This window comes from Streptomyces sp. NPDC048644, assembly GCF_043199105.1.
GTDB lineage: Bacteria > Actinomycetota > Actinomycetes > Streptomycetales > Streptomycetaceae > Streptomyces.
Map to the genome: position 1 here is coordinate 249,466 of NZ_JBICVO010000008.1, position 17,631 is coordinate 267,096.

Sequence of the window (17,631 nt, forward strand, 5' to 3'; positions counted from 1 at the left end):
AATCCCGGTCCGGTGAGCGCACGACGCACGGACACGGACACGCACCCGACAAGAAAGCGCAGGGACAAGCCATGTACGACCTCGTGGTGGTGGGCGCCGGCCCCTACGGACTCTCGATCGCCGCGCACGCGGCGGCCTCCGGCCTGAACCTGCGGGTACTGGGCCGCCCGATGGCCTCCTGGCGGGACCACATGCCGGCCGGCATGTTCCTCAAGTCCGAGCCCTGGTCGTCCAACCTGTCCGACCCGGCGGGCGAGCACACCCTGGCCGCCTACTGCGCGGCCCACGGCCTCACCGTGCGGCACGGCGTCCCGCTGCCGGTCGGCGCCTTCGCCGCGTACGGCAGGTGGTTCGGCGAGCACGCGGCGCCGCCGGTCGACGAGGTGACGGTGACCGCGGTACGGCCCGACTTCGGCGGATTCCGGGTGGAGACGGCGGGCGGCGAGAGCCTGCGGACCCGCGCCGTCGCCCTGGCGGTCGGCGGGCTGCCGTTCGCCCACCGCCCCGAGCCGCTGCACCAACTGCCCGCCGCGCTCGCCTCGCACAGCAGCGACCACCACGACCTGTCGGGCTTCGCCGGCCGGGACGTCACCGTCATCGGCTCCGGGCAGTCGGCCCTGGAGACCGCGGCGCTGCTGGCCGAACAGGGCGCGCGGGCCCGGGTGGTGGCCCGCGCCGGCCGGCTCGGGTGGGACGGCCCGCCGCAGCCACTGCGCCGCGGGCCGCTGCGCACGCTGCGCGCTCCGCACGGCGGGCTGGGCACCGGCTGGTCGAACTGGGCCTGGGCCGAACTGCCGTGGGCGGTACGCCGGCTGCCCGCCGCGGCCCGGGTGCACCTCGCGGCCACCGCGCTGGGCCCGGCCGGCGCCTGGTGGCTGCGGGACCGCTTCGAGACGGCCGTGCCGGTCCTGTTCGGGCACCGCGTCCGGGCCGCGGTCGCCGGGGACGACACCGTGAGGATCGAACTGGCGGGCGCGGACGGCCGGTCGGCGGTCGTGGAGACCGAGCACGTGGTGGCGGCCACCGGCTTCGCGCCCGACCTGCGGCGGCTGCGGCTGCTCGACCCGCGGGTGCGCGACGCGCTGCGGACGGTGGGCGCGGGACGGGCACCCGAACTGACCGGCGGCTTCGAATCGTCGTGGCCAGGACTGTTCTTCGCAGGGCTGCTGACCGCCCCGTCGTTCGGCCCCGCGATGCGCTTCGTGTACGGCGCGGCCTTCACCGCCGGCCGGCTGGTGCGCGGTGTCCGCCGCCGCCTGGACGGCCGTCCGGTCGCCGCCCCCGCCCTGCCCCGCCCGGTCACACCGCCCCGTCCGGTCGCCCCCGCGCACCCATCGGCCGACGAGGCACAGCAGCCCGCACACTGACGCACCGTCACCTCATGGCAACGCGAGGGGGCCGCCCGGCTGTCCGGGCGGCCCCCCTCACCTGCTCAGCGCACGCCTCAGCGGCAGCGGTCGACGGCCTCGATCGTGCGGGCCGCCTCACCGAGCGCCTTGCGCAGCACCGCCGGGTCGGTGGCGGTGCCGTACGCGCCGCCCGGCGGCACCAGCCAGCCGGTCCCGGTCACCGGCGGCTCCGGCAGTGGCTCCCCGCTTCCGTACGCGGCGCCCGGCTCGATCCCGCACCCGTACGTCTGGGTACACGCACTGCCCGGGACGTCCCAGCCGTCGGCCGTCCCCGGGGGCACCAGGAAGCCGAGGGTGTCGCAGCCGCCGTCGTGCAGGACGGGCCCCACGCCGTCGCGCAGCCGCAGGATGTCGACCGCCTCCAGACCCTGCCGTGCGGGCACCGTGACGAGGTCACAGGGCTGCGCGGGCTGTGGCGGCGCACCCGGCTCCGCGAACCCGCTGCCGCCCCTGCTCACGCCGGTATCCCACACGGGAACCCCTCCTCATGCACACGCCGCACCGTTACCCCGTGTTCAACGGCGCGGCCCGTCAACGGCTACGGCGGCGGACCGCTGCAAAGGATGGCACTTCATGGCGGATCCTGCGTGAGATATCCGATTTGTAGCCAAACTCTCTGTACCCGGACCGTCACAGCCGGTACGGTCGTCCCGCCGCGCCGCCAGGCCGCGGCACCGCCACGAAAAGGGCACGGAGAGGGTCCGCCATGGCGTCGCCTACAGCGAATTCAGCGTCGTCCCGCACTGTCCCCGCCCGTCCGAACACCGCCTTCAGACAGCTGCGCGGCGAGCTGTCACCTGGCGAGTTCGCGGCGGCGGTCCGGCGGGCCGCCCGTGACATCGGCGAGCAGGTCTCGTGTGACGCCCGGTACGTGGGCCGCGTCGAGTCCGGCGCGATCCGCTGCCCGAACTACGCCTACGAGCGGGTGTTCCGGCACATGTTCCCCGGCCTGACGCTGTCCGGCATGGGCTTCGCGCCACGCGAGACGGTACGCGGACGGAGGGCGCGTACGGCGGCGGGCGCCACGCCCCCGGCAACCGAATCCGACCACCGCGATACCCGTATCCAGAGCTGCGAGGAGAGCGACGTGCTGCGTCGCGCGTTCATCACCGGCGGCCCGACCGCCGCCCTGGGCATGGCCGCCCAGCCGCCCCGTGCCGCCGCCGTGCCCGCGCCGAGGCCACCGTCCGGCGGCCGGGCAGGCGCCGCCGAGGCCGCCGCCGTCGAGGAAGCGGTCCGGCAGATCCGGCTGCTCGACGACCGGCACGGCGCGGAGGGCCTGCACCACCGGGCGGCGGCGCCGCTCCAGGCCGCCTACGCCCTGCTGGACGCCGGAGCGCAGCGCCGTTCGGTGTCCGACAGGCTGCACGCGGGCACCGGCGAACTGGCCATCTCCGTCGGCTGGTTGGCGCACGACTCGGGCCGGTTCGACGAGGCCCGCTCGTACTACGCCGAGGCGCTGGCCACCGCCAGGATCTGCGGCGACCGCGGTCTTGAGGCGCACGCGTTCTGCAACACCGCCTTCCTCGCCAGGGACGCCGGGCGCCCGCGCGAGGCGGTACGCGCCGCGCAGGCCGCCCAACAGGCCGCCAGGCGGCTCGCCTCGCCCCGGCTGCTGTCGCTGCTGGCGCTGCGCGAGGCCGGCGGCTGCGCGCTGCTGGCCGACCGCTCCGGCTGCGAGCAGGCGCTGCTGCGCGCCCAGCGGCTCTTCGGGCGCGGCCCCGCGGACCCGGATCCGGAGTGGATGTCCTTCTTCGGCGAGGCCGAACTGGAGGGCCTGGAGGCGCAGTGTTGGTCGGCGCTGGGCGAAGGGGGGCGCGCGGCCGAGCACGCGCGCCGGGCGGTGGCGCTCCAGAATCCCCACTTCACCCGCAACATCGCCCTGTTCACCGCGGAGTTGGCGGGTGACCTGGCGGCGGGCGGCGCGCCCGATGAGGCCGCGGCGGCGGGGACACGGGCGCTGCACCTGCTGGGGCAGGTCAGGTCCGCACGGATCCGCGCGATGCTCGACGGCACGGCCCGCATCCTGCGCCCGCGCCGCGGGGCCCCCGAGGTCGCCGCCTTCCTCGACCGGTACGCGGCGCTGCCCGTGGCGTGGGGGAACGGAACCTGACGGGCCGGGCCCGTGGGGGCCGAGGAGGGCGGGCCGCTCCGGCCCTCCCCCTACGGGGTGCCCGCCCGGGTCAGCCGAGGTGCCCGGTGTCGTTCCAGCGCTCGATGGCCGGCTCGCCGTAGGCCCAGCCGAGCACCGAGAGCGAGGTCGGCTCCAGGCGGATGCGGGCGCCGAAGGAGAGGTCCATGCCAAGCCAGCGGGCTCCCAGGGAGCGCAGGATGTGGCCGTGCGCGAAGACCAGCACGTCGCGGTCGGCCGAACGCGCCCACTCCACGACCCGGTCGGCCCGCGCGGCGACCTCGGCGAGCGTCTCGCCATCGGGGACGCCGTCGCGCCAGATCAGCCAGCCCGGCCGGTCCCGCTTGATCTCGGCCGGGGTCAGGCCCTCGTAGGCGCCGTAGTCGACCTCCATCAGGTCGTCCCAGTCCTGCGCGCGGTCGCCGAAGCCGGCCAGTTCGCAGGTCTCCTTGGCGCGGATCAGCGGGCTGGTGCGCACCTCGACGTCCGGCAGGCCGTTCCACGGGGTGTGGTGCAGCCGCTCGCCGAGCAGTTTGGCGCCGCGGCGGCCCTCGTCCAGGAGCGGAATGTCCGTACGGCCGGTGTGCTTGCCGGAAAGGGACCACTCCGTCTGTCCGTGCCTGGCCAGGAGTATGCGCGCTGCCATGGGCCGTACCTCTCGCCGATGTCTCGGCTGTTCGTCGCTCGGTGCGGGCGGCGCAGACGCTGCGCTGGGCCTGCGCGGCCCGCGGGACTTCCATCATCGCGCACCTGCCGTTGCACCGGGGTTCGGGGCACCCCGCTGACCTGCCCGTACGGCGTCCCGCCGGGTGCGGGGGCGGCGCGGGGGCCTGTCCGGAGATCCCCGCCATACAGCGTATGGTGGACGGTCGCCGGAATCTCCGGCGGCACGGCGCGGGGGCGCCCACGGCACGGCACGAGTGAAGAAGGTTCTTGATGCCCAGCGCAGCGCGCCGCACGGCGGCAGGCGGCGGCCGGCCCCGGTGGTGGACCGAACTCCCGCTGCTCGCCGCCGTCTACCTGGCGTACACGGCCGGCCGGCTGCTGGCCCGCGGTGACGTGCACACCGCCACCGGCAACGGCACCGCCCTGCTCCGCGTCGAGCGTGCACTGCGCCTCACCCCGGAGCCCGCGCTCAACCGGCTGTTCACCACGACCCCGGCCCTGGGCATACCGGCGGCGTTCGCCTACGCGGCGCTGCACTACCTGGTCACCCCCGCGGTACTCGTCTGGCTGTGGCGCCGCCGCCCGGACGACTACCGGACCCTGCGCAGCGGCCTGCTGATCGCCACCCTCATAGGGCTCGCCGGATTCACGTTCTTCCCGACCGCCCCGCCCCGCCTCCTGGACGCCGGACACGGGTTCACGGATTCCATGGCCCAGTACGCCGGTTACGGCTGGTGGGGCGGCGAGGCGAGTGCGCCGCGCGGCCTGGGCGGGCTCACGAACCAGTACGCGGCGATGCCGAGCCTCCATGTGGGGTGGGCACTGTGGTGCGGGGCCGCCGTGTGGCGGCTGTCTCCGTCCCGGATGGCGAGGACCCTGGCCGTCGCCTACCCGGTGGCCATCGCCCTGGTGGTGATGGGCACCGCCAACCACTACCTGCTCGACGTGCTGGCCGGGATCGCCGTCATGGGCGTGGGCGCGCTGCTCGCCCGGCCCTTCCTGCGGCGCGCGGACGCCCTGCGCGGGCGGGTGCCGGGCGGCGTTGTCAGTGCCGGATGCGAGACTTCCGCAGGTGAACGTTTCCCGCGACAGCCGACCCGCGGCAGCCGCTCCGCCGACGGAGCAGCAGGCGCCGACTCCGAGCCTGCGGCAGCGGCTCACTGAGCTGCGCGGACCCGGTGTACGGCCGCGTGCGCTGGATGCCCGCGCGCTGGCCGCGCTGGCGTCCAACCCCGGCTGCCGGCGCCGCGCGCTGCTGGACGGCGCCGGCGTCGACAAGACCGCGCTCGCCCAGGCGCTCGGCTCGCCCGCGAGCTACGGCCAGTCCCGGTTCGCCCTCGCCCGGGGCAACAGCTTCGAGGCGCGGGTCAAGGCCGACGGCGGCGCCGACCTGCTGCGGCTGCTGCACGAGCGGCTGCGGCCCGGCACCCCGGCGCCCGAGGACGGCGAGGTCGCCGTCCCCGACCTGTCAGCGGCCGGGCCCGAGGGCCGCGCGGCCCGTACGGCGCTGGCGCTGCGGGAGGCCACCGAGGAAGGCGGCTGGACGCTGCTCGACCACCCGATGCTCGCCGTCGAGGTCGCCGGATCGCCCGCCTACGTGGAGCCGGACGCAGTGGTGGTGCATCCGGACGGCGGCTGGACGGTCGTGGAGATCAAGTCCTTCCCGATGATCGACGGCGTGGCGGACGCCGCCAAGGTGGGCGCCGCGGCCCGCCAGGCGGCCGTCTACGTCCTCGCCCTGGAGAAGGTCGCCGGGCACGTCACGGCCAGGACCGGGCGCCCTGCCGAGGTCCGCGACCGCGTCCTGCTGGTGTGCCCCAAGGACTTCTCCAACCTCCCGACGGCCGCCGCCGTCGACATCCGCAAGCAACTGGCCACCACCCGGCGGCAACTGGCCCGGCTCACCCGCATCGAGGAGATCGCCGCGGCCCTGCCCCCGCGCACCACCTTCGACCTGCGGCTCGCCGACGACGGGACGACCGCGACCCGCCCCGCCGGCGAACTCGCCGCCGCCGTCGAAGCGGTCGGCGCCACCTACGCACCGGAGTGCCTGGCCGCCTGCGAGCTGGCCTTCCACTGCCGTAAGCGCTCCCGCGAAGACGGCGCGGTGGAGTCGCTGGGGCGCAGCGTGCGGGGCGAGTTGGGCACGCTGCACACGATCGGCGAGGTGCTCACCGCAGCCGCCCCGTGCGGGCCGTCCCCCGGCGACGCCCCCGAAGACCCCGCGGCGGACGCCCTGCGCCGGGCGGCGGCACTGCGCGCCGAGGCACTGGCCGCCGCCCCCGTGGCGGACGGAGCGGCGGCGGACCCGGTGCGCGATGCCGACGGCGCCGGTGCGGCGCAGGGACGACAGGAGCCGCGATGCCACTGATCGAGACGCTGGCCCGGATGGAGGCGGCGGCGGCAGGAGAGGCCCGCCCGCTGACCACCGTCCGGCACCGCCACCTGTCCCACAACCCGCTGGTCTTCGTGCCGTTGACCACATCCGGCGAGGCCGGCGCGCCCCTGGGCGCCCTGGTCGGCACGGACCGGGAGAACCCGCTGCTGCTGGCCGTTCCGCAGCCGCGCGACCGCGATCTGCGCTTCGCCTTCCTGGCCGAGCTGGCCGAGGCCGTCCTGCCGTACGTGGACGGCTTCGCCGACGGCATCGAGTGGGAGGAGCGCAAGGAGACCGACCCGGAGACCGGCAAAAAGGTCACGGTGCAGGTCGAACTGTGCGCGGACGCACCGCAGTTGATCGTCCCGAGCGGGGCGGGCATCGACTTCGTCCGGCTGATGGGGCGGTCGATGCGGTTCCGGCGGACGGCCGAGCAGGATCCGGAAACGCCGCACCCCGCGCCGCCCCATGTGCCGCTGCTGGGACGCTGGTTCACCCACTTCGGCGAGCGCGCCCAGGTGCCGGGCGCCTGTCTGCTGCTCTCCATGACGGACCTGCTGACCCGCCACTGGGCCACCGGCCAGAGCGCGCTGGAGGACCAGCACCTGGGTGCCCTGCTGTCCTGGATCGACCCGCCCCCCGGCGTATCGGGCCGGACGGCCGCCGAGCTGGCCGAGTCCGCGCGGGACGCCGAAGGGCAGCTGCGGTGCCCGCCCGCGGGCCCCGCCACGGACCCGGCGTTCGACAACCACCTGCTCGCCCCGGCCATGGCCCGCTACGACGCCGGGCTGCCCGGCGCCGGCGAGGAGCTGCGCCGCCTCGTCGAAGGGCAGCTCCGGCCGACGTGGGACGCCGTCTGGCAGGGCATCGGCCTGCTGCGCGCCCTGCCGCCCGGCGCCCGGGTAGCCGACCGCTGGAAGCGCGACCGCTGGTCGTACACCGCGCACCGCGACCGGGTGCGCGCGGGCGAGCCCCCGCAGCCCAAGCGGGACGACGCGGTCACCGCGGCCAGGAAGCTGTCGTCCCGGGAGGCCGCGCAGGTCCAGCTCGACGCCCAGGAAGCCCTGGACGACCCCCTGGTGATGGCGGCCCGCCGTTTGGCGGGCGAGGCGTTCGCCGGCACGGTCACCGGCGTCGAGATGGCCTACTCCGATGGCGCACGGCCGATGCCACGCCCCCTGGTCACCCTGCGCACGGACGACCGGCCGCAGCTCTCCGAAGGGACGAAGCTCCACCGCCCGTCGGCCGGCGGAAAGACCAGCACCGCCGTGTTCGTGGCGTACGACGACCCGGCATCGGGCAGCCTGACGGTGCGTCTCACCGGCGGCATGGGACGCGGCAAGGTACCGGAGCCCGGTTCGGTACCCGAGCCGGGCGACACCGTGTGCTGGACCCTGTTCGAGCACGCTCCACGCGGCGGCCCGGAGCTTCCCGACCCCGAGGACACCCCCTGGACACACGGCGGCCCGCCCACCACCGGGCCGTCCGGCGACGCGCCGGACCCGACGACAGCGGAGGACTTCCTGTGACCTGCGCCCCGCAGCACGACACGGAGCACCCCCGGCGGGCGGGCGGCGCGGAGCCGTTCGACCCGGCGGCGGCAGCGGCGCGGGCGACCGCCGAGATCCTTCAGGACACCCTGCACAGCCCACGGCCCGGCGTGGTCGTGGACTCCCCTCCGGGCGCCGGGAAGTCCACCCTCGTGGTGCGCGCGGCCCGCGAACTCGCCGCCGCCGGGCACCCGTTGATGGTCGTCGCGCAGACCAACGCGCAGGTCGACGATCTGGTGCTGCGGCTCGCCGAGAAGGATCCCGCGCTGCCCGTCGGCCGGCTGCACAGCAGTGAGGCCGGTTCCTTCGACCCGGCACTCGCCGAGCTGCCCGAGGTCCGTACGTCCACGAAGATCGCCGACCTGGCGGGGATGGACGTCGTGGTGTCCACCGCCGCGAAGTGGGCCTACACGAAGGTCGACGAGCCGTGGCGGCACGCCATCGTCGACGAGGCGTACCAAATGCGCTCCGACGCGCTGCTGTCGGTCGCCGGCCTCTTCGAGCGGGCGCTGTTCGTCGGCGACCCCGGCCAGCTGGACCCGTTCAGCGTGGTCGGCGCCGAGCAGTGGGCGGGGCTTTCCTACGACCCGTCGTCGAGCGCGGTGTCCACCCTGCTGGCGCACAACCCGGATCTGCCGCAGCACCGCCTGCCGGTCTCCTGGCGGCTGCCCGCGTCGGCCGCCCGGCTGGTCTCCGACGCGTTCTACCCCTTCACCCGGTTCCGCAGCGGCACGGAGCACGGCGACCGCCGGCTCGCGTTCGGCGTTCCGGGTGACGGCTCCGGTGTGGACCGCGTCCTGGACGAGGCGGCCGAGTCCGGCTGGGGCCTGCTGGAGCTGCCCGCCCGGCACACCCCGCGCACGGATCCGGAGGCCGTCGGCGCGGTGGCGCAGGTGGTCCGCCGGCTGCTGGACCGCGGCGGCGCGGCCACCAGCGAGCGCGGTCCTGATCCCGAGCCGCTCACCGCGGACCGGATCGCGGTCGGCACCGCCCACCGCGACCAGGCGGCGGCGGTCCGTACCGCGCTCGCCGGCCTGGGTGTGACCGGCGTCGCGGTGGACACCGCCAACCGCCTCCAGGGCCGCGAGTTCGACGTCACGGTCGTACTGCACCCGCTCTCGGGGCGGCCCGACGCCACCGCGTTCCACCTGGAGACCGGCCGGCTGTGCGTGCTCGCCTCCCGCCACCGTCACGCCTGCATCGTGGTCTGCCGGGCTGGTGTCGCCGAGCTGCTCGACGAGCACCCGTCGACGGAGCCGGTGCGGCTGGGCGTGACGGTCAAGTTCCCTGACGGCTGGGAGGCCCACCACGCCGTGCTCTCGCATCTCGCGGAGCACCGGGTGCCCTGGCGCGGCTGACCCGGCGGTCGGGGCGCGGCTGCCCGCGCGGGCCATGTCACGGGGCCCTCTTGCGCGGCGCGGGACAATGGAATGCGGCACTCGACCCTGGAGGTACGTTCATGTCCGAGCCGCGACCGGCTCCCGACCCACGCGGTACGGCACCCGCCCCTCGGCGCCTGAAGCCCGCGCCCCTGCTCTTCGAACCGCCCGAGGCGGTGGCGGATCCCGAGCACTTCTTCGATCTGGAGTCGATGGAGGATCCCCGGGAGCTGCTCGGCCGCTCCACGGAGCTGGCCCTGGCCTTCCGTGCCGCGGCCGACCGCGCGACGGAGTTCCAGGCGATGGCCGCCGCCCAGCTCGCCGACCCCAAGCGCTTCGACCGGCTGCCGCTCTCGGCGCTCGCCGAACGCGCGGAGTGGACCGAGGACTATGCCCGCAAGATGGTCGAGTTCGGCCGGACGCTGATGCGGGACGGCGGCTCGCGTCCCGACGGCGGGGACTGACCGGCAGCGGGCCGCCCGGCTCAGGCCGCCCGCGCCCGCGCCCGTTTTGCCCGTACCGATGGCCCGTGGTCCTTGATGACCATGGGCCGTTGGCATATGCGGGGAGGGAACATACTCCTTACCGACCCGTAGTGTCCCGTTTTCCGCCAACCTCCGGTGCCGGTCCCCCGCGGCTCGGTAGACCTGTCTCCATGAGCGACCGGCTGCCCGAACCCTCCCGTATCCCGGTATCCCCGCCTTTCCCCACCGCCTCCTACGTCACGCTCGCCGGAGCCGACTGGCTCGCCTCCGCCAGCCCGCATCCTCACCGCCTGCACACGCTGTGGGCGCAGCGGCCGACCGCTCCGAGCGTGCTGCCCTGCGGCACCGCCTTCGACGTGATCAACGCCCCGGCCCTCTTCGGGCGCCGGATGGTCGACCGCCTGTGGACCGACGGCCCCGGCTCGGGCCCGGTGGCCACCCACCACGGCAGGATCCTGCTCTTCGCCGCCCCCGGCACCGCCCACCGGCTGCCCGCGCTCCTCGGCTGGGAGGAGTGGGTACGGGCGGTGCCGCCGCTGCTGTGCCACGGCAGCGGCGACGCGGTGACCATCCCGCCGCTGCATCCCGGCGGCCGGGGGACCGACCCGCTGCCGCCCGCCGCCCGCTGGCTGGTGGCGCCCGACGTCCGCAGCCCGTGGCTGCCGGGGCCCGACATCCTGCTCTGGGCCTGCGTGCGGGCCGCCCGTGCGGACACCGGAGCGCCGGACGCGGGCGGCGCCGATGCCGCCAAAGCCGCCGCCCACCGGCCGTCGGGGCCTCCCGTCACCGCCCTGACCTCCCGCTGAGGCTGCCGCGGTACAGGATCGATTTTTGCCCTCCCCGGTCCGGGTGCTAATGTTTCGTCCGTCAGCAGGCGCCGCTAGCTCAGTTGGTTAGAGCAGCTGACTCTTAATCAGCGGGTCCGGGGTTCGAGTCCCTGGCGGCGCACAGACAGTCGAAGGCCCCCACTCCGGTGGGGGCCTTCGTCGTACCCGCAGGGCGCCGGTCAGCCGCGGGTCACCTTGACCGTCCAGTCCCCCGCCGGTGATCTCCCGGCGACCTCCACCCGCACCCCGTCCTCGCGGTCGAGCAGGCTCTCGCCCACGCCCAGCGGCGCGTCGGCGAGCGGCGGATAGACGGACGTGCCGCGGCAGGCCGAGGTGCCCGGGTTCCCGTCGAGCACCTGCACGGGCCCCGAGCCCGACGCGGTCTCGCTGTGTACGCGGTAGACGAGGAGGCCCTCGCGGCACACCGCCTTGTCGTTGCCGCTCGCGTCGCGGGCCTCCATGACCAGGGCGCTGCCGGGGCCGGTGCGGACCACCAGGAGCCGTGGCCTGCGCTCGTCGCCCGGTTCCATCGGCGCGGACAGTGGCCGCAGGGTGTGCAGGGCGGGCCCGGTCAGCTCGGCGCAGTCGATCTGGTTGTCGGTCAGCCAGCCGAGCTTCCATTTGTGCCAGCCGAAGGGGTCGGGCGCCAGGCCGAACTGGCTGCCCATGAGGTCCCAGTCGCCGACGTAGGTGTCCCAGTCGCCCTTGGCGTCCTGCGGCCGGTGATAGAGATCCGGCAGGTCGAAGACGTGCCCGGTCTCGTGGGCGAGGACGTTGCGGTCCGGCGGGCTCTGCTCGAAGACGGTGACGAAGCGCCGCAGGTCCGCGTCGTCCGCCCGCATCGGCTGGTCGAGATTGACGACCTTGGTGGCGTCCGAGTCGACGCCCGGCGCATCGGGGTCGGCGACCAGGTAGACCATGTCGTAGCGGCTGAAGTCGACGGAGGCATCGGCGGCGGCGACCGCGTCATGGAGGTAGGCCGAACGCTTGCCGTCCGCCCAGTCCCGCTGTATGCCGTAACTGCCGGAGGTGTGCGGCATCCGGATCCACTTCTTGTGGAGGTGCGGGCGCAGTGTGAACGTGCCGTAGGAGGCGCGGTCGAAGAAGCGGGAGGTCTCCGGGAAGTAGTCCCGGGAGAGTTCCCGTGTGTCGGCGACGGGCCGGGAGTCCGGGAAGGAGAGGAAGATCATCACCGCGTTGAGGGTGCCGTGGGGGCGCGGGTAGGCGGCGTTCCAGGTGTCGACGCCCTCGGAGTGGTGGGCGTCGGTCCGGCCCAGGGCACACGAGAGGGTGGCTTCGGAAGCGGTGGCCGGGCCGGCCACGATCGATGTCGCTATCAGTGCGCTCAGGGAGGTGACGACGGCGGCGAGGCGTCGCAGTCGTCGGTGGTCCACCCCGTCGGGTGTCCGGGCGGACGGCACATCAACCTCCAGGGAAGGAAGGGGAACACCTCACCCACCCTGTGGTGATTCAACGCCATTCGTCATGTTTCAAGGTCCAGCGGAGTGAGCAGCGCGCCACCACCCGAACGTAACGGAACGTAACAATCGACCATTGGGGCAATCTGCGCGAACAGACGTGGGCAGATTTGGCCGAACTTCCGTCACACGTGCCGATGATCACGGCAGTGTCGCTGGATCGGCCGCTGCGGCAGCCTCTATGATCGCCACACTTTCCAGCGCGAGATCCCCCCTCCATCACGAGACATGCGCCATGCGGGAGCGAGCAGTGAGCGGACACCCCGACAGGACGGGCCGCACGCACGGAGCGACGCTGCCCTCCGTGACGGAGCGTAACGGCACGACCAAAGAATCCGGAGTACGCGCGGACCGGCCGGCCGCCGCCCGCGAGGCGACCGTCGCCCGCGACGTCCCCGAACCGGCCCACGAATGCCCGGCCGCCTCGTTCGGCGACTACCGCACCGCCTTTCACGCCGCCCGCCTCCCGATGGCCGTACTCGACCGCGAGGGGCGGATCCTCGCCGCCAACCCCGCCTTCGGCGAACTCCTCGGTACCGACCCCGGGCGGCTCGTCGCGGCCACCGCCGCCGACCTCGCCGACCTCGGCTCCGACCCACGGGTGCAGGCCGCCTACCGCGAGGTGCTGAGCGGCCACAGCGACCGGCTGCGCTGCACCCGTCGTCTCAAGCACCCCTCGGGACACACCCTTTGGGTGGAGATCACCGTCGAGCCGCTGTCCGGCGGCGAACGGATGCTGCTGTCCGTCGCCGACAGCAGCGACCGGCACGACCTGCTCGCCCGGCTGCGGCATCTGCAGATGCACGACCCGGTGACCCGGCTGCCCAATCGCGCGCTGTTCTTCGAGCGGCTGTCATCGGCCCTCGAATCCGCATCGGTCGCGTCGACGGGCACCGGCCGCATCGGTCTGTGCTACCTGGACCTCGACGGGTTCAAGGCCGTCAACGACACGCTGGGGCACCGCGTGGGCGACCGGCTGCTGAGCGCGGTGGCGCAGCGGCTGACGCACTGCGCCGAGCACGCGGCGGACCGCGTCCCGGGGAACGGCCGCGCGCATCTGGTGGCCCGGCTCGGCGGGGACGAATTCGCCCTCCTGGTGGAGGACTCGACGGGCACCGACCAGCTGTCCGAGCTGGCCCAGTGCGCGCTGGACGCGCTGCAGCGGCCGTTCGACCTGGCCGGGCAGCGCCTTTCGGTGTCGGCGAGCATCGGCGTCGTGGAGCGGGCCGCGGCCGGCACGACCGCGACCGGGCTGATGCAGGCGGCGGACACCACGCTGTACTGGGCCAAGGAGGACGGCAAGGCCCGCTGGACGCTGTTCGACCCGGAGCGCAACGCCCACCGGATGACCCGGCAGGCGCTCTCCAGCACCCTGCGTCCTGCCGTGGACCGCGGCGAGTTCACGCTGGAGTACCAGCCGCTGGTCGGCCTGGACGACGGCCGTGCGGAGGGTGTCGAGGCGCTGGTGCGCTGGCGGCATCCGCAGTTCGGGATGCTGTCGCCGAATCGGTTCATCGCGCTGGCCGAGGAGAACGGCGCGATCGTCGAACTGGGCCGCTGGGTGCTGGAGCAGGCGTGCCGGCAGGCCCGCGCCTGGCAGCTGGAGCGGCCCGGCGACCGGCCGCTGTTCGTCAGCGTCAACGTGGCGGTGCGCCAGGTGTGGGACTCGGATCTGGTCGCGGACGTGGCCGGCATCCTCGCCGCGACCGGGCTGCCGCCCGAACTGCTCCAGCTGGAGCTGACCGAGTCGGCGGTGATGGGTTCCGCCGGGCGCCCGTTGCAGGCCCTCCAGGCGCTCAGCGACATGGGCGTACGGATCGCCATCGACGACTTCGGGACCGGCTACTCCAACCTCGCCTACCTCAGCCGCCTGCCCGTCTCCGTCCTCAAGCTCGACGGGTCCTTCGTCCGCGGGTTCCGCTCGCAGGAGCACCCCAACCCGGCGGACGAGACGATCGTGGAGGCACTGGTCGCACTGGCGCACCGGCTCGGCCTGACGGTCACGGCGGAGTGCGTGGAGAGCGCCGAACAGGCGGCGCGGCTGCGGCGGATCGGCTGTGACACCGGCCAGGGCTGGCTCTACTCACGGCCGGTGCCGCCCGAGCGGATCGACGCACTCCTCGACGCCGGTGGCCGCACCGGCGGCTGACCCGCCCGCAGCTCCGTACGCCTTCGGGGCGGTCCGCGTACGGGGCGCGGCCGGCGCCTCCCCGCGCCCGCCGCGGCCCGCACGCGGACCGCCCCGAAGGACGGTTTTCAGCCCTGCGGCAGGTCGTAGGCGTCGGCGATCAGCTCGTAGGAGCGCAGCCGCGCGGGGCCGCCGTGGGCATTGGCGGTGATCATCAGCTCGTCGGCGCCGGTCCGCTTCGCGAGGTCGTTCAGGCCCTGCCGGACGGCGTCGGGGGTGCCGTGGATGACGTTGCCGAGCCAGCTGTCGACGAAGTCCCGCTCCCGCTCGTCGAACGGGTAGGCCGCCGCTTCCTCCGGGCTCGGCACCAGTCCTGGCCGGCCGGTGCGCAGCCGGAGCATGGACAGCGCGCCGGTCATCACCTGCCGCTTGGCCTCCCGCTCGTCATCGGCGGCCAGCGCGGCGACGCCGATCAGGGCGTACGGCTCGGACAGCACGTCCGATGGCCGGAACGAGGCGCGGTAGAGGTCGAGCGCGGGGACGGTGTTGGCGGCCGAGAAGTGGTGCGCGAAGGCGAACGGCAGGCCGAGCGAACCGGCCAGGCGGGCGCTGAAGCCGGAGGAGCCGAGCAGCCACAGCGGCGGCCGGTGCGGCGACTGCACGCCGCCGGGAGCGGTGGCCTGGACCGGTCCCGGCACCGCGTGGATGCGGGCGTACGGATGCCCGTCAGGGAAGTCGTCGTCCAGGAAGCGGGTCAACTCCGCGAGCTGCTGCGGGAATTCGTCGGCACCCTCGTGCAGCCGCTCGGTGCGGCGCAGGGCCGCGGCGGTGGCGCCGTCGGTGCCGGGGGCGCGGCCGAGGCCGAGGTCGACGCGGCCCGGTGCCATCGCCTCCAGGGTGCCGAACTGCTCGGCGATGACCAGCGGCGCGTGATTGGGCAGCATGACGCCGCCGGAGCCGAGCCGGATGGACGCGGTGTGCGCGGCGATGTGGGCCAGCAGCACGGCGGGCGACGAGGACGCGACACCGGGCATGGAGTGGTGCTCGGCGACCCAGTACCGGTGGAAGCCGCGGCGTTCGGCCGTACGGGCGATGCCGACGGCGGTCCGTACGGCGTCGGCCGCGGTGCTGCCCTCGCCGACCGTCACCAGGTCGAGTACGGACAGCGGGACGGGAGCGGTGCCCCCGGCCGTGCCGCGGATCTCGTCGCCGGTGTCCCGGATCTCGTCGTTGCTGCCGCTCACGGGCGGGTCCTCCTCGCGTCGCTGGTCTGCGAGGAGGACAACCGGAGTAGTTCTCCGCTTATTCCCGGAGCGGGCGGGAGGTATTTGCTCCCCAGACCGTTACGGCTCCTGCGGCGCGCTGCGGGCGAAGAGGGTGCCCAGGGCCGGGCAGGCGAGCGTCCGGTCGAGGAGGCGCAGGCCCTCCCAGACGGTGACCTGATTGGCGGTGAGCACCGGTTTGCGTAGCGCGGCTTCGATGTCCGGCAGGTGGGCGGCGGTGTGCAGGGCGGTGTCGGGCAGCAGCACCACGTCGGCGTCGGGGTGGTCGCCCGCCCTGGCCAGTGCCAGCACCTCGTCGCGGCCCCAGGTGCCGACCTCGGCTGCGGTGATGATGCCGCTGCCGCGGGTCGAGACGACCTCCGTGCCGGCGGATTTCAGGAAGGCGTGGAAGTGGTCGGCCACGTCGGACGGGTAGGTGGCGGCAATCGCGACGCGGCGGGCGCCGAGGGCACGGATGGCGTGCGCGAAGGCGAAGGATGTGCTGGACGCGGGCAGCTGGGCGGCCACCGACAGCTCGCGGACCTGCTCGTGGGCGCCTTCCCAGCCGAAGACGAAGCTGGCGCTCGTGCAGGCCCAGACGATGGCTTCGGCGCCGCGCTCCTTCAGCTCGGCGACCCCGGCGGCGAGCCGCCCGGCCGAGCCCATCTCCAGCAGCGCGTCCACCCGGTGGGCGTCCTCGCCGATGTCGGTGTGCACCAGCGGCAGCCGGACGCCGCCCCCGAGCAGCGAAGCGAGCCGGGGGTAGTCGTCCTCGGCGGAGTGGCCGGGGTAGAGGAAGCCAACCGATGCCATGCAGCTCTCCCTTGCGCGTACGAATGGGGGTGCGGGTACAGGAGGCGCGACCGCCGCCCGCGGGGTGCGGGTACCGGCCGCGCCGGGTGCCGTCCGGTGGGTGCCCGGCGGTCACCGGGCACCGGCTGCTCAGACCGGCGGCTTCGGCCCGAGGTCGTCCGGTGGGTCGCCGCCCTCGCCCGCGTCGGGCTCGGGTGCGAGCGGCGGCCCCGCGAAGGCGGCCTCGGGCGTGTCCGCCGGACGTCTGTCGGGCGGCACGTCGGATCCGGACATCGCGGCGGGACCGCTCCGCGCCACCGGATCCAGCAGTGCCTGATAGGGGCCTACCGCATGGGCGCCGATGGCGCGCAGCGCGGCCCACATCGTGACCTGGTTGGCGGACAGCACCGGCAGCCGCAGCTCGGCTTCCAGCTGCGGGATGACGTCGTAGGTCGGCAGGTTCGTACAGCTGATGAAGAGCGCGTCGGCGGCGCCCACCACGGCCGCCCGTGCCATGTCGACGACATCGCGGTACGGCACCTTCCAGATGTGCCGGGTCAGTCCGAGGTAGGCGCGGCCGGTGACCGTGACACCCGCCTCGCCGAGAAAGTCCTCCAGGGAGTCGGTGACCGATTTCGTATAGGGCGTCACCACCGCGATGCGCCATGCGCCGATCTCGCGCAGCGCTTCGATGAGCGCGCCCGATGTGGTGAGGGAGGGCACCTCCCCCGCCTGGGCCATGGCGGTCGTCATGGCCCGCTCGCCCGCCATTCCTCCGACGAAGCTGCCGGACGTGCAGGCGTAGGAGACGACCTGCGGGGACACCGCGCACAGCGCCTGCACGGCGGAGCGCAGCGTTTCGTGCTCACTGACCAGACGGGCCAGGTCGAGGCTGACCTCGACGGGCACGAAGGGAGTACGGGTGAGGTGGAGGGACACGTCGTCGGGCACCCAGCGCCACAGCTCGCGGTCGAGTGCGAAGTCGAAGGGCGCTACGACACCCACGCCGAGCTGGGGCTGTGGGCCACCGAGAAATGAGACGTCCATGAAGGCCCCTAGAAGAACGAAGGGCTGGATTGGCCAGGCCATGGCCAGGGGATTTTGGAGCAGCCGGTATAAGCCGGGACGTCGGAACAGAGCCGTTGTT

15 protein-coding genes and 1 tRNA gene are annotated in these 17,631 nt (G+C 74.2%); 10 read left to right on the plus strand and 6 right to left on the minus strand.

Features of this window, described 5'->3' with window-relative positions; translation table 11 throughout:
* The first annotated feature begins 71 nt into the window (after positions 1 to 71).
* Positions 72 to 1,367, plus strand: a complete 1,296-nt coding sequence (locus tag ACGFNI_RS20380; RefSeq protein ID WP_393685612.1) for an NAD(P)-binding domain-containing protein — start codon at positions 72 to 74, stop codon at positions 1,365 to 1,367.
* A gap of 77 nt (positions 1,368 to 1,444) precedes the next feature.
* Here ACGFNI_RS20380 and ACGFNI_RS20385 read toward each other — a convergent pair whose 3' ends face one another.
* Positions 1,445 to 1,882 carry a hypothetical protein gene (locus ACGFNI_RS20385; protein ID WP_393685613.1) on the minus strand — a complete coding sequence of 146 codons (438 nt, stop codon included), beginning with the start codon at positions 1,880 to 1,882 and terminating at the stop codon, positions 1,445 to 1,447.
* 233 nt (positions 1,883 to 2,115) lie between these two features.
* On the opposite strand from ACGFNI_RS20385, the gene ACGFNI_RS20390 reads away from it, so the two are divergent.
* Positions 2,116 to 3,522, plus strand: coding sequence for a tetratricopeptide repeat protein (locus ACGFNI_RS20390; protein WP_393685615.1), 1,407 nt, complete (start codon positions 2,116 to 2,118; stop codon positions 3,520 to 3,522).
* Positions 3,523 to 3,592: 70 nt separating this feature from the next.
* Here the strand turns inward: ACGFNI_RS20390 and ACGFNI_RS20395 are convergent, their stop codons facing one another.
* Entirely contained in the window at positions 3,593 to 4,186 is a 594-nt protein-coding gene (locus tag ACGFNI_RS20395) for a histidine phosphatase family protein (protein WP_393685616.1), read from the minus strand.
* A 290-nt stretch (positions 4,187 to 4,476) separates the two neighbouring features.
* Here ACGFNI_RS20395 and ACGFNI_RS20400 point away from each other — a divergent pair, with 290 nt between their 5' ends.
* From ACGFNI_RS20400 to ACGFNI_RS20430, 7 genes are all read left to right on the plus strand, one after another.
* A complete protein-coding gene (locus ACGFNI_RS20400) occupies positions 4,477 to 5,370 on the plus strand; it encodes a phosphatase PAP2 family protein (protein WP_393685618.1) in 894 nt (297 codons plus the stop codon).
* Positions 5,279 to 6,577 carry a hypothetical protein gene (locus tag ACGFNI_RS20405; RefSeq protein WP_393685620.1) on the plus strand — a complete coding sequence of 433 codons (1,299 nt, stop codon included), beginning with the start codon at positions 5,279 to 5,281 and terminating at the stop codon, positions 6,575 to 6,577. The genes ACGFNI_RS20400 and ACGFNI_RS20405 overlap by 92 nt, the downstream gene beginning before the upstream one ends.
* On the plus strand, positions 6,568 to 8,112 hold the full coding sequence (locus tag ACGFNI_RS20410; protein ID WP_393685621.1) for a hypothetical protein: 1,545 nt from the start codon (positions 6,568 to 6,570) through the stop codon (positions 8,110 to 8,112). Before ACGFNI_RS20405 ends, ACGFNI_RS20410 begins: the two co-directional genes overlap by 10 nt.
* Positions 8,109 to 9,491: an AAA domain-containing protein gene (locus ACGFNI_RS20415; RefSeq protein WP_393685623.1), complete on the plus strand. Its 1,383-nt coding sequence runs from the start codon at positions 8,109 to 8,111 to the stop codon at positions 9,489 to 9,491. The genes ACGFNI_RS20410 and ACGFNI_RS20415 overlap by 4 nt, the downstream gene beginning before the upstream one ends.
* Before the next feature lie 101 nt (positions 9,492 to 9,592).
* The gene (locus ACGFNI_RS20420) at positions 9,593 to 9,976 is read left to right on the plus strand and encodes a hypothetical protein (protein ID WP_393685625.1); all 384 of its coding nucleotides are present in this window, start codon (positions 9,593 to 9,595) and stop codon (positions 9,974 to 9,976) included.
* Between the two features lie 131 nt (positions 9,977 to 10,107).
* Positions 10,108 to 10,803 carry a bifunctional DNA primase/polymerase gene (locus tag ACGFNI_RS20425; RefSeq protein WP_393685627.1) on the plus strand — a complete coding sequence of 232 codons (696 nt, stop codon included), beginning with the start codon at positions 10,108 to 10,110 and terminating at the stop codon, positions 10,801 to 10,803.
* A 68-nt stretch (positions 10,804 to 10,871) separates the two neighbouring features.
* A tRNA-Lys gene (locus ACGFNI_RS20430) sits at positions 10,872 to 10,945 on the plus strand.
* A gap of 58 nt (positions 10,946 to 11,003) precedes the next feature.
* Here ACGFNI_RS20430 and ACGFNI_RS20435 read toward each other — a convergent pair.
* Positions 11,004 to 12,245, minus strand: coding sequence for a M6 family metalloprotease domain-containing protein (locus tag ACGFNI_RS20435; RefSeq protein ID WP_393685629.1), 1,242 nt, complete (start codon positions 12,243 to 12,245; stop codon positions 11,004 to 11,006).
* Positions 12,246 to 12,537: 292 nt separating this feature from the next.
* On the opposite strand from ACGFNI_RS20435, the gene ACGFNI_RS20440 reads away from it, so the two are divergent.
* Complete coding sequence (locus tag ACGFNI_RS20440) at positions 12,538 to 14,451, plus strand: putative bifunctional diguanylate cyclase/phosphodiesterase (protein ID WP_393685631.1); 1,914 nt, start codon at positions 12,538 to 12,540, stop codon at positions 14,449 to 14,451.
* A gap of 107 nt (positions 14,452 to 14,558) precedes the next feature.
* Here ACGFNI_RS20440 and ACGFNI_RS20445 read toward each other — a convergent pair whose 3' ends face one another.
* The 3 genes from ACGFNI_RS20445 to ACGFNI_RS20455 all read right to left on the minus strand — a co-directional run bounded on the left by ACGFNI_RS20445 (position 14,559) and on the right by ACGFNI_RS20455 (position 17,531).
* Positions 14,559 to 15,674, minus strand: coding sequence for an LLM class flavin-dependent oxidoreductase (locus tag ACGFNI_RS20445; RefSeq protein WP_393685633.1), 1,116 nt, complete (start codon positions 15,672 to 15,674; stop codon positions 14,559 to 14,561).
* Positions 15,675 to 15,773: 99 nt separating this feature from the next.
* Positions 15,774 to 16,505, minus strand: a complete 732-nt coding sequence (locus ACGFNI_RS20450; RefSeq protein ID WP_393685635.1) for a decarboxylase — start codon at positions 16,503 to 16,505, stop codon at positions 15,774 to 15,776.
* Positions 16,506 to 16,634: 129 nt separating this feature from the next.
* Positions 16,635 to 17,531 carry a decarboxylase gene (locus ACGFNI_RS20455; RefSeq protein WP_393685637.1) on the minus strand — a complete coding sequence of 299 codons (897 nt, stop codon included), beginning with the start codon at positions 17,529 to 17,531 and terminating at the stop codon, positions 16,635 to 16,637.
* Positions 17,532 to 17,631: the final 100 nt, after the last annotated feature.

Coding starts and splice junctions, on each gene's coding strand:
- ACGFNI_RS20455 (WP_393685637.1), bottom strand. CDS start 17,531: ATGGACGTCTCATTTCTCGGTGGCCCACAGCCCCAGCTCGGCGTGGGT.
- ACGFNI_RS20420 (WP_393685625.1), top strand. CDS start 9,593: ATGTCCGAGCCGCGACCGGCTCCCGACCCACGCGGTACGGCACCCGCC.
- ACGFNI_RS20400 (WP_393685618.1), top strand. CDS start 4,477: ATGCCCAGCGCAGCGCGCCGCACGGCGGCAGGCGGCGGCCGGCCCCGG.
- ACGFNI_RS20390 (WP_393685615.1), top strand. CDS start 2,116: ATGGCGTCGCCTACAGCGAATTCAGCGTCGTCCCGCACTGTCCCCGCC.
- ACGFNI_RS20410 (WP_393685621.1), top strand. CDS start 6,568: ATGCCACTGATCGAGACGCTGGCCCGGATGGAGGCGGCGGCGGCAGGA.
- ACGFNI_RS20380 (WP_393685612.1), top strand. CDS start 72: ATGTACGACCTCGTGGTGGTGGGCGCCGGCCCCTACGGACTCTCGATC.
- ACGFNI_RS20440 (WP_393685631.1), top strand. CDS start 12,538: ATGCGGGAGCGAGCAGTGAGCGGACACCCCGACAGGACGGGCCGCACG.
- ACGFNI_RS20395 (WP_393685616.1), bottom strand. CDS start 4,186: ATGGCAGCGCGCATACTCCTGGCCAGGCACGGACAGACGGAGTGGTCC.
- ACGFNI_RS20450 (WP_393685635.1), bottom strand. CDS start 16,505: ATGGCATCGGTTGGCTTCCTCTACCCCGGCCACTCCGCCGAGGACGAC.